14 protein-coding genes are annotated in these 10,572 nt (G+C 55.4%); 8 read left to right on the top strand and 6 right to left on the bottom strand.

The genetic code is table 11. The annotated features are described in order from the left end of the window. Positions 1-60: 60 nt before the first annotated feature. Positions 61-633: a D-glycero-beta-D-manno-heptose 1,7-bisphosphate 7-phosphatase gene (gene gmhB, locus ENTHG_RS17395; RefSeq protein ID WP_044182473.1), complete on the bottom strand. Its 573-nt coding sequence runs from the start codon at positions 631-633 to the stop codon at positions 61-63. A 188-nt stretch (positions 634-821) separates the two neighbouring features. Here gmhB and metN point away from each other — a divergent pair, with 188 nt between their 5' ends. The 6 genes from metN to proS all read left to right on the top strand — a co-directional run bounded on the left by metN (position 822) and on the right by proS (position 6,409). Next, positions 822-1,853 (top strand): methionine ABC transporter ATP-binding protein MetN, encoded by a 1,032-nt coding sequence (gene metN / locus ENTHG_RS17390; RefSeq protein ID WP_044182470.1) that lies wholly within the window; start codon positions 822-824, stop codon positions 1,851-1,853. Beyond that, complete coding sequence (locus ENTHG_RS17385) at positions 1,846-2,499, top strand: methionine ABC transporter permease MetI (protein ID WP_044182467.1); 654 nt, start codon at positions 1,846-1,848, stop codon at positions 2,497-2,499. The genes metN and ENTHG_RS17385 overlap by 8 nt, the downstream gene beginning before the upstream one ends. A gap of 43 nt (positions 2,500-2,542) precedes the next feature. Continuing rightward, the gene (metQ, locus tag ENTHG_RS17380) at positions 2,543-3,358 is read left to right on the top strand and encodes a methionine ABC transporter substrate-binding lipoprotein MetQ (RefSeq protein WP_044182464.1); all 816 of its coding nucleotides are present in this window, start codon (positions 2,543-2,545) and stop codon (positions 3,356-3,358) included. 108 nt (positions 3,359-3,466) lie between these two features. Next, the gene (gene rcsF / locus ENTHG_RS17375) at positions 3,467-3,874 is read left to right on the top strand and encodes an Rcs stress response system protein RcsF (protein WP_044182461.1); all 408 of its coding nucleotides are present in this window, start codon (positions 3,467-3,469) and stop codon (positions 3,872-3,874) included. Beyond that, on the top strand, positions 3,871-4,578 hold the full coding sequence (tsaA, locus tag ENTHG_RS17370; protein WP_044182459.1) for a tRNA (N6-threonylcarbamoyladenosine(37)-N6)-methyltransferase TrmO: 708 nt from the start codon (positions 3,871-3,873) through the stop codon (positions 4,576-4,578). Before rcsF ends, tsaA begins: the two co-directional genes overlap by 4 nt. Positions 4,579-4,690: 112 nt before the next feature. After that, a complete protein-coding gene (gene proS, locus ENTHG_RS17365) occupies positions 4,691-6,409 on the top strand; it encodes a proline--tRNA ligase (RefSeq protein ID WP_044182454.1) in 1,719 nt (572 codons plus the stop codon). 34 nt (positions 6,410-6,443) lie between these two features. On the opposite strand, the gene nlpE is transcribed toward proS, so the two are convergent. Genes nlpE through ENTHG_RS17350 form a run of 3 tightly spaced genes read right to left on the bottom strand, consistent with a single transcriptional unit; the run spans position 6,444 to position 8,130 of the window. Next, positions 6,444-7,136, bottom strand: coding sequence for an envelope stress response activation lipoprotein NlpE (gene nlpE, locus ENTHG_RS17360; RefSeq protein ID WP_044182450.1), 693 nt, complete (start codon positions 7,134-7,136; stop codon positions 6,444-6,446). Positions 7,137-7,159: 23 nt separating this feature from the next. Further along, positions 7,160-7,588 (bottom strand): alternative ribosome rescue aminoacyl-tRNA hydrolase ArfB, encoded by a 429-nt coding sequence (gene arfB / locus ENTHG_RS17355; RefSeq protein WP_044182447.1) that lies wholly within the window; start codon positions 7,586-7,588, stop codon positions 7,160-7,162. After that, positions 7,585-8,130: a YaeQ family protein gene (locus ENTHG_RS17350; protein ID WP_044182444.1), complete on the bottom strand. Its 546-nt coding sequence runs from the start codon at positions 8,128-8,130 to the stop codon at positions 7,585-7,587. The genes arfB and ENTHG_RS17350 overlap by 4 nt, the downstream gene beginning before the upstream one ends. A gap of 180 nt (positions 8,131-8,310) precedes the next feature. Here ENTHG_RS17350 and ENTHG_RS17345 point away from each other — a divergent pair, with 180 nt between their 5' ends. Both ENTHG_RS17345 and rof read left to right on the top strand, forming a co-directional pair. Then, positions 8,311-8,511 carry a YaeP family protein gene (locus ENTHG_RS17345; protein WP_044182441.1) on the top strand — a complete coding sequence of 67 codons (201 nt, stop codon included), beginning with the start codon at positions 8,311-8,313 and terminating at the stop codon, positions 8,509-8,511. Beyond that, on the top strand, positions 8,498-8,758 hold the full coding sequence (gene rof / locus ENTHG_RS17340; RefSeq protein ID WP_044182438.1) for a Rho-binding antiterminator: 261 nt from the start codon (positions 8,498-8,500) through the stop codon (positions 8,756-8,758). Before ENTHG_RS17345 ends, rof begins: the two co-directional genes overlap by 14 nt. 28 nt (positions 8,759-8,786) lie before the next feature. On the opposite strand, the gene tilS is transcribed toward rof, so the two are convergent. Then, on the bottom strand, positions 8,787-10,085 hold the full coding sequence (gene tilS, locus ENTHG_RS17335) for a tRNA lysidine(34) synthetase TilS (protein WP_044182435.1): 1,299 nt from the start codon (positions 10,083-10,085) through the stop codon (positions 8,787-8,789). 62 nt (positions 10,086-10,147) lie between these two features. After that, positions 10,148-10,537, bottom strand: coding sequence for a VOC family protein (locus tag ENTHG_RS17330; RefSeq protein WP_044182433.1), 390 nt, complete (start codon positions 10,535-10,537; stop codon positions 10,148-10,150). Positions 10,538-10,572 lie beyond the last annotated feature (35 nt).

The raw sequence follows: 10,572 nt of genomic DNA, 5'->3' as shown, positions 1-10,572 counted from the left end.
CCCGCGAGGAATGACAAGCGGAAAAATGCATTTTTATTTCAACCGCTCATCTTTTCATCATTACGCCTGTTTTTGCTGCTTTTTGATGGCGTCCGGCAGCTCCGCAAGGCTGTTAATCACCCAATCAGCGGCTTTTTCCGCCTCTGCTGTAATCGGCTTGCCGGTACGCACCAGCACCTTAGTGCCAACGCCCGCCGCTCCCGCCGCCTGCATATCTTCTAATTTGTCGCCCACCATATAAGAAGCGGCCATATCTATATGTAGATAGTCACGCGCGGAGATCAGCATGCCGGGATGCGGCTTACGGCAATCGCAGACCTGGCGAAAGGCCTCAACGCTGCCCTGCGGATGATGAGGACAGTAATAAATGCCATCGAGATCGACATCGCGGTCCGCCAGCGACCAGTCCATCCATTCCGTTAACGTTTCAAACTGCGCTTCGGTAAACTTGCCGCGCGCGATGCCGGACTGATTGGTGACGACAACTAGCGCGAACCCCATCTGTTTGAGTTCACGCATCGCATCAATGACCCCTTCGATAAATTCGAAGCTATCGATTTCGTGCACATAACCGTGATCGACATTAATAGTGCCATCACGATCGAGAAAAACTGCAGGTACTGACTTTGCCACCGGGTTGCTCCTGATAAAGGCCTGTGCGCGTAGTATCTCATGTTTCGTAATACAGGAAAGTGCTCATCGCACAGCGTTCGATTGATTTAGACGTCTGGATGCCTTAACATCCGCTTTGTTTACGGTCATAACCCGTAACAGGCAGAACAAAATGCCACGGCTCACTCTTATACGATAAAAATAATCTGATGATTAAACTTTCCAATATTACTAAAGTGTTCCAGCAGGGCACCCGCACGATACAGGCGCTGAAAAACGTCAGTCTGCATGTGCCTGCCGGGCAGATTTATGGCGTTATTGGCGCCTCCGGCGCAGGTAAGAGCACGCTCATCCGCTGCGTGAATCTGCTTGAGCGGCCATCCCAGGGGAGCGTACAGGTTGATGGCCAGGAGCTGACCTCGCTTTCTGAATCGCAGCTCACCAAAGCACGCCGCCAAATCGGCATGATCTTTCAGCATTTTAATCTGCTCTCTTCCCGTACGGTATTCGGCAACGTCGCGCTGCCGCTCGAACTGGATAATACGCCGCGCCAGGAGATACAGCGCCGCGTTACAGAGTTGCTCGATCTGGTCGGTCTTGGCGACAAGCACGACAGCTACCCCGCTAACCTGTCCGGCGGGCAGAAGCAGCGTGTGGCCATCGCCCGTGCGCTGGCGAGTAACCCCAAGGTGCTGCTGTGTGACGAGGCCACCAGCGCGCTGGATCCGGCAACTACCCGTTCCATTCTGGAGCTTTTAAAAGATATTAACCGCCGCCTTGGGCTGACCATTCTGCTTATTACCCACGAGATGGATGTAGTGAAACGCATCTGCGACTGCGTGGCGGTTATCAACAATGGCGAGTTGATTGAGCAGGACACCGTGAGCGAGGTCTTCTCACATCCGAAAACGCCGCTGGCGCAGCAGTTCATCCAGTCGACGCTGCATCTGGATATTCCGGAGGATTACCAGCAGCGTCTGAAAGACGAACCCGCGGCGGACAGCGTGCCTATGCTGCGTATGGAATTTACCGGCCAGTCCGTCGACGCGCCGTTACTTTCGGAAACCGCGCGTCGTTTTAACGTTAATAACAATATTATCAGCGCGCAGATGGATTACGCTGGCGGCGTGAAGTTCGGCATTATGCTGACGGAAATGCACGGCGCACAACAGGATACGCAAGCCGCAATTGCCTGGCTTAAGGAACACCATGTGAAAGTAGAGGTGCTGGGTTATGTCTGAGCCAATGATGTGGTTACTGGCGCGCGGCGTCTGGGAGACGCTGGCGATGACATTTGTGTCGGGCTTTTTCGGCTTTGTGCTGGGCCTTCCCGTGGGCGTACTGCTTTATATCACCCGCCCCGGGCAAATCATGGAAAACGCCAGGCTTTACCGCACTCTTTCCGCGCTGGTGAATATCTTCCGTTCGATCCCCTTTATTATCCTGCTGGTTTGGATGATTCCCTTCACGCGCGTCATAGTCGGTACGTCGATCGGCTTGCAGGCGGCTATCGTGCCCCTCACCGTCGGCGCGGCGCCCTTTATCGCGCGTATGGTGGAAAACGCCCTGCTGGAGATCCCAGGCGGCCTGATTGAAGCATCACGCGCGATGGGTGCGACGCCAATGCAGATTATCCGCAAAATTCTGCTGCCGGAAGCGCTGCCGGGCCTGGTAAACGCAGCGACCATCACCCTGATTACTCTGGTGGGTTATTCCGCCATGGGCGGCGCGGTTGGTGCGGGTGGTCTTGGTCAAATCGGATATCAGTATGGCTATATTGGCTATAACGCAGTGGTGATGAACACCGTTCTGGCCCTGCTGGTCATTCTGGTGTACTTAATTCAGTTCGCAGGCGATCGTATCGTTCGGGCTGTTACTCATAAATAACGTTGCACACAACATAACGACTCTGGAAAGTAAGGAAAAACACATGGCGTTTAAATTCAAAACATTTGCTGCGGTCGGCGCCCTCATCGGCTCTCTGGCTCTGGCAGGCTGCGGCCAGGACGAAAAAGATCCCAACCATATTAAAGTCGGCGTGATTGTGGGCGCTGAACAGCAGGTTGCGGAAGTTGCAAAGAAAGTCGCAAAAGACAAATATGGTCTGGATGTCGAGCTGGTAACTTTCAACGACTACGTCCTGCCGAACGAAGCGCTGAGCAAGGGCGATATCGACGCGAACGCCTTCCAGCATAAACCGTACCTCGATCAGCAGATCAAAGATCGTGGCTACAAGCTGGTATCAGTAGGTAATTCGTTTGTTTACCCTATCGCGGGCTACTCTAAAAAGATTAAATCTATTGATGAATTACAGGAAGGGGCGCAGGTTGCCGTGCCAAACGATCCCACTAACCTGGGCCGCTCTCTACTCCTGCTGCAAAAACAGGGTCTGATCAAACTGAAGGATGGCGTTGGTCTGCTGCCGACCGCGCTTGATATCACCGAAAACCCAAAAAACCTGAAAATTGTTGAACTTGAAGCTCCTCAGCTGCCGCGCTCTCTGGACGATGCGCAGATTGCTCTCGCGGTTATCAACACCACTTATGCCAGCCAGATCAATCTGACCCCGGCTAAAGATGGCATTTTCGTTGAGGATAAAGATTCCCCTTACGTTAACCTGATCGTAAGCCGTGAAGACAACAAAGACGCTGAAAACGTGAAGAAATTCGTTCAGGCATACCAGTCTGACGAAGTTTATGAAGCAGCTAACAAAGTTTTCAATGGCGGCGCAGTAAAAGGCTGGTAAGGTTTATCAATTAGCACAATCCAACAAGACGGGCTCCGGCCCGTCTTGTCATTTGTGCAAGCTCCTGATTCAATAAGCGGTGTTTTGATCATTTATTGAGGAAATATTATGCGTGCTTTACCGATCTGTTTATTAGCACTCACGCTAAGCGGCTGTTCGATACTAAGCAGATCCCCTGTCGAGCCAGCAAAAAGCACAGCAACCCCGCCGCCAAAAACGGAACAGGTCAAGCCTAAGCCCCCTCGCGCCACGCCGGTTCGCATCATTACCAACCCAGAAGACTTAGTTGGCAAGCCGTTCCGTGATTTAGGGGAAGTAACAGGTGACTCTTGTCAGGCCAGTAATCAGGATTCGCCGCCGAATATCCCAACGGCGCGCAAACGCATGCAGATTAACGCCTCCAAAATGAAAGCCAACGCGGTTCTGCTGCACAGCTGTGAAGTGACCAGCGGCACGCCGGGTTGCTATCGTCAGGCTGTATGCGTAGGTTCCGCTCTGAATGTTACGGCGAAATGACGGCATTTTCGTTTGCGCAAATTGGCGTAATCCGCTCGCCTTATAAAGAAAAATTCGCCGTGCCGCGCCAGCCCGGGCTGGTAAAAAACGGCAGCGGCGAACTGCATCTGCTGGCTCCTTATAATCAGCCCGAGGCCGTTCGCGGCCTTGACGCCTTCAGCCATCTCTGGGTCCTGTTTGTCTTTCACCAGACGATGGCGGGCGGCTGGCGTCCTACGGTGCGCCCTCCCCGTCTCGGCGGCAATGCGCGTATGGGCGTGTTCGCAACACGCTCGACATTCCGCCCCAATCCGGTGGGGATGTCGCTGGTTGAATTAAAAGGGATCCGCAGCCATAAAGAGCAGGTGATCCTGGAGCTGGGCAGCCTGGATTTAGTAGACGGAACGCCGGTTGTGGATATCAAACCTTACCTGCCCTTTGCCGAAGCCTTGCCCGAGGCACGCGCAGGCTACGCGCAGCAGGCTCCGCAGGCGGATATCCCGGTCTGTTTTTCCGAGGAGCTTACCGCACAACTCCCGGCGCTGGAAAAACGCTATCCGGGCCTGAGCGCGTTCATTATTGATGTCCTGGCTCAGGACCCGCGCCCTGCCTATCGCAAAGAGGAAGAAGCGGGGAAAAGTTATGCCGTGCTGCTTGCTGATTTCAATGTTCGCTGGCGGGTGACCGATACCGGTTTTGAGGTGTTTGCGCTCGAGCCGCAGTAATTTTATTCTCTTCTCTTTTGGCATCTTTGCCACACTGGTAAACTAAACCACTTTTTTTGTGTCAGGCTGGTGTTTCAGCCTGTTCCAATCGTTTAAATGGAACCGTAACAACATGCGTACTAGCCAATATCTGCTCTCCACACTCAAGGAGACACCTGCCGACGCCGAGGTTATCAGCCACCAGCTGATGCTGCGCGCCGGGATGATCCGCAAGCTGGCCTCCGGGTTATATACCTGGCTGCCGACCGGCGTGCGCGTTCTGAAAAAAGTCGAAAACATCGTGCGTGAAGAGATGACCAACGCCGGTGCCATCGAGGTGTTAATGCCGGTAGTTCAGCCCTCTGAACTGTGGCAGGAGAGTGGTCGTTGGGAGCAGTATGGCCCGGAGCTGTTGCGTATTGCTGACCGTGGCGATCGCCCGTTCGTTCTTGGCCCAACCCACGAAGAGGTGATCACCGATCTGGTGCGCAATGAGCTCAGCTCCTATAAGCAGCTGCCGCTGAACTTCTTCCAGATCCAGACCAAGTTTCGTGACGAAGTGCGTCCGCGCTTCGGCGTCATGCGCTCCCGCGAATTCCTGATGAAAGACGCCTACTCTTTCCATACTTCTCAGGAGTCGCTGCAGGAAACGTACGATGCGATGTATGCCGCCTACAGCAAAATCTTCACCCGTATCGGGCTGGAATTCCGTGCGGTACAGGCGGACACCGGTTCTATCGGCGGTAGCGCATCCCATGAGTTCCAGGTACTGGCCCAGAGCGGCGAAGACGATATCATCTTCTCCGATACCTCTGACTACGCCGCTAACATCGAACTGGCCGAAGCCGTTGCACCAACAGCGCCGCGCGCTGCCGCAACCCAGGAGATGACGCTGGTCGACACGCCGAACGCGAAAACCATCGCTGAACTGGTAGAACAGTTCAACCTGCCGATTGAAAAAACCGTTAAGACCCTGCTGGTGAAAGCGGTTGAAGGCAGCAGCTACCCGCTGGTTGCTCTGTTGGTACGCGGCGATCATGAGCTGAACGAAGTTAAAGCAGAGAAGCTGCCGCAGGTTGCCAGCCCGCTGACGTTTGCGACAGAAGCTGAAATCCGCGCGGTCGTTAACGCAGGCCCTGGCTCGCTCGGCCCGGTAAATATGTCAATCCCGGTAGTGATTGACCGCAGCGTCGCGGTAATGAGCGATTTCGCCGCAGGCGCGAATATCGACGGCAAGCACTACTTCGGTATTAACTGGGATCGCGATGTCGCGACGCCAGAAGTTGCCGACATTCGTAACGTGGTCGCCGGCGATCCAAGCCCGGATGGCCAGGGTACGTTGATGATTAAGCGCGGTATTGAAGTGGGCCACATCTTCCAGCTGGGCACGAAGTACTCTCAGGCGCTGAACGCCGCCGTACAGGGCGAAGATGGGCGTAACCAGATCCTGACCATGGGCTGCTACGGTATCGGTGTAACGCGTGTGGTGGCAGCCGCCATTGAGCAGAACTATGACGATCGCGGCATCGTATGGCCGGACGCTATCGCTCCGTTCCAGGTGGCGATCCTGCCGATGAACATGCACAAATCCTACCGCGTACAGGAGCTGGCAGAGAAGCTCTACAATGAACTGCGCGCGAAGGGCATTGATGTTCTGATGGATGACCGTAAAGAGCGCCCGGGCGTTATGTTCGCCGACATGGAGCTTATCGGTATTCCTCATACCATCGTTATCGGCGACCGTAACCTGGATAACGACGACATTGAGTACAAATACCGCCGTAACGGTGAGAAACAGATGATTAAGACCGGCGAAATCCTCGATTTCCTGGTCAACGCCATTAAAGGCTAATCAGCAAAAGGCCTCGCACTGCGAGGCCTTTTTGTTAATCATTACAATCCTTTCCTGCGGTAAATCTGGCGTCGTTATCCACCACCAGAATTCGCTCTGCGCTGCCGCTATTCGAACGCACCTGCACCATAAAATGGCCGTTTAACTCCAGCAACACCGCCTGCCCGCTCTCTCTGCGCATTTGATTAAACTTCTTTTCCAGCAGCGTATCCGGTTTCATTACGATACGTTGACCGGTGGCGCAATCGGTGAAGAGTCCGGTGTTCGCCATGTAGATATACATGCCGCGCATCGCCATTGGCGTCGCCGGTAGCTCCGCTTTAACCGGCTGCAAGGTATAATTCAGCCGCGAGTCAATTGGGTTACCCTCCCTGTCGAGCATTTCCAGCGCTTCGCCTTTAGGATGAAAATAGCGCTTTTCGCCGCTGGCATCGGTCAGCACCAGCTTATCTGCCGTCCGGGCCCATTTTCCGTATGAGGCGAACGTCCTGTGGCCGTTTGCGCCAGCATAGCGCTGGTTCATTACCCAGGTGCCGTCTTTTTCAAGGAATAAGGAGGTGTCGATGCCTTCGCAATCGGCGCAGGGAAGTACGCCGCGCCAGCTCTGCTGCATAGGCTTAAGCGTCTGCGCCTGAACCGGCGTCACGACCTCCCCGTCACGATTATTGCACCCCATCAGCGCAAAGAGCGTTATCACCGCCGCTAAAGATAAAATCGCTTTTTTCACTCTCTCTTCCTTTTGGGTCGTTCTTATTTGTCCTGATCGGGGCGACGAACCTTACCGCGTAGCGCTTTTACGGAGGATTTCTGCGCCTTGTTATTCAACCGCCGCTCTTTCGAGGCCCGCGTGGGCCGGGTTGGACGGCGGCTTTTTTGTACCACCGTCAACGCTTTAATCAGCGCAACCAGACGGGCAACCGCCGCCTCGCGGTTCATCTCCTGGCTACGGTACTCCTGCGCCTTGATAATCACTACGCCGTCCGCGGTTATCAAGTGATGACTTGCGCCAAGCAGACGCTCTTTGTAGAAATCCGGCAGGCTGGAGGCGCGAATATCGAAGCGCAGGTGGATTGCCGTTGAGGCCTTATTCACATGCTGGCCCCCAGCCCCCTGCGCCCGTACTGCGGTTATCTCCAGTTCCTCATCCGGGATGCTTGCCTGGCGCGATATAACAATCATGCGCGCTGCTGCCAGCGTGTGGGCTGAATTTCCAGACTGTTTTGAGTATCGCTCAGCCAGATAGTTCCTTCCTGCAGCGTTGCCTGCAGCGACATGGTGCGCTGAGCAAAATCACTCAGTTTCGCCAGCTGCTCATCGTCCAAATACCAGATGCTCAGATTTTTAAAACCGGCGAGACGGGGCTGGTTCTGCTGCCACCAGATTTGCGCCGCCCGTGAATTATAGGTAAACAGCGCGACCTCTTTTGCCTGCGAGCAGGCTTTTTTAATGCGTTTCTCATCGGGCAGCCCCAATTCGATCCACAGGTCGATACCCAGGTGGTCGTTACGCAGCCACAGTTCCGGCTCGTCATCGGCACAGAGCCCGCGCGTAAACTGCAGCCGCTCGTCGGCGAACTGAATCCACGCCAGCAGGCGCAGCATCATACGTTCCTGTGTTTCGGAAGGATGGCGCGCAAGCGTCAGCGCCGTCTCAAGAAACTGGTTTCGGTCTAAATCCGCTACGTTGACCGTAGCTTTATAAATGGTGGCTTTTAGCGCCATACCGCCTCCTGTGCTAAACAGCGGCTATTGTAGCGAATAAAGCTATAACGCGCTGTAACTGCTGCCACGCAGACAATTTATCGCGGCGGGGCTATGGTATAGTCACCTTGCTAAACAGAGTTAATCTTCGTAGGCTTAATGTTATCTCACAGTAAAGCCAGGGCGCGTGGGGGAGGAGAAATGGGAAATTATTGTGAGTTGATACGTCAACGCTATGCGGAAATCGCCAGCGGAGATTTAGGGTATATCCCGGATGCGCTGGGTTGCGTATTGAAAGTTTTGAATGAAATGGCATCGGACGATACCCTTTCAGAGTCGGTCAGGGAAAAGGCGGCGTATGCGGCCGCAAACTTACTGGTGAGCGATTATGTCAATGAATGATACCTATCAACCCATCAATTGCGATGACTACGACAACCTGGAACTCGCCTGTCAGCATCATCTTTTATTGCAGCTGGCGCTAAAAGACGGCGAGGAGTTGCAGGCGAAAGCCAGCGATTTAGTTTCGCGTAAAAATGTGGAGTATCTGGTTGTGGATGTCGCAGGCGCAACGCGCGAACTGCGTCTCGATAAAATTGCCAGCTTTAGCCACCCGGAGATTGGCACCGTTGTGGTGAGCGAATCCTGACACTCAAGCGGGCAGTGCAGACTGCCCGTTACACCTTTCGCCACACCAGCTGCTTACCCGCTAACCCCTGTTGATATTGCCCCTCTACCGTAACAAACCTTCCCGCCGCAGCAATCAGCGTCTCGCCGTAAAAGAGCAGCGGCGTTGTCTCCCTGAGCCACGGGGCAACCCCCATCTCCTGCCAAATCTTTTTGAGCTTTCTGCCGCCGCTTCGCCCAACCAGATGTAATGAGCCCGTCGCCTGAAAGCGCACTGAAACCGTTTCATCTGGCCCTGGCGCACGCAGCATGTCGCCACTTTCCAGCGAAAGTTCGCCAAGCCCTGCGGGCAGGGTCAAGGGCAGAGTGGGATCTAACCAGTCGAGCGTCACGTTGCGCTGGCCGGGAATGATTTTGACCCACCATAACCGCCCCCGGTAACGGCGCACCGCATGGCTGCCCAGCTGCAGAAGAGGATCGGCATCTTCTCTGGCGAGGGCCACCTCTTCCCATATGCGGGCAAGCGCGTCACGGGAAGGCATCGGCGCATGCTGTCCCGCCAGCCAGCGCCGTAAAATAGCCGCTCTGCGCGCCTGGCTCATGTCGTGAAGCGCAGCAACGGACAACGCCCCCTCATCATCCGTCGCCGCTAAGAGTGCCTGCGCCAGCAACTCATCCAGCAGTGCCTCCTGCTCGCCGCACAGGGCGGCGCTGCGCGCCACCGCATCGGCAAAATGGGGCCAGCGCGCGTTTAACAGCGGCAGCACCCGCAGGCGCAAAAAGTTACGATCGTAGAGATCGCTCTGGTTGCTCTCGTCATCAACCCAAATCAGGCCATTTTCCCGCGCATAGTCGGCCAGCGAAGCCCGCGACTCATACAGCATCGGCCTTAGCAGTTGCGTCCCGGCAAAAGGCATCGCCTCGGGCATCGCCGCCAGCCCAGCCGGACCGCTGCCCCGCTTCAACGCCAGCATAAACGTCTCGCTCTGGTCATCCAGATGGTGGGCGGTAAGCAGTTTCTCCCCCGGCAGGAGCGCCTGGCGGAAGGCGTCGTAGCGCGCCTTTCGCGCCTGTGCTTCAACGCCGTTACCCTCATCCACCAGATGCACCCGGGTTACCACCAGCGGTACCTGCCACGCGGCGCAGACCTTCTGGCAGTGCGCAACCCAGCAGTCTGCCGACGGGCTTAAACCGTGGTGGATATGAATCGCGCGAAGCGCAATCTCCGGATGCGTTGAGCGCCACTGAACCAGCCGGTGCAGCAGCACGGTTGAATCCAGCCCGCCGCTCAGCGCCACCAGAAACTGGCGCTGCGTAGAGGGTAGCCGGGAGAGTAAAGAGAAAGTCATGGCGCTAACCGAAACGAAAACATGCCCGGCACGTTACCGGGCATTGCGCCAGCTGGCAAGATTTACTGCTGGTAGAGCTCCAGCGGCAGGTGGTCCGGGTCTTTAAAAAAGGTAAAGCGCTTGCCGGTAAAGGGATCGATGCGGATCTCCTCGCAGGTCACGTTATGCGCCGCAAGGTGCGCCACCGCCTGATCAAGATCGTCTACGGTGAAAGCCAGATGGCGCAGGCCGCACGCCTCCGGGCCGCTCACGCGCGGCGGCGGGAAAGGGAACGAAAACAGTTCGATAACATACTGCCCGTGCAGCGCCAGATCGCCCTTCCATGAGTCGCGCTCTTCACGATAAACCTCGCTCTGCAGCGTAAAACCTAAAATATCGCAATAGAACGCCTTGCTGCGGGCATAGTCTGTGGCGATGATGGCGATGTGGTGTACCCGTTGTAAATTCAGCATAGTCTCTCCTGGTCTATTTCGGCACGTAGCGTGCC

The sequence above is a fragment of the Phytobacter massiliensis JC163 genome (assembly GCF_000321045.1).
Classification (GTDB): Bacteria; Pseudomonadota; Gammaproteobacteria; order Enterobacterales; family Enterobacteriaceae; genus Phytobacter_A; species Phytobacter_A massiliensis.
Note: the sequence above shows the minus strand (reverse complement) of the source record. Positions and strands in the feature narration are given on the sequence as shown.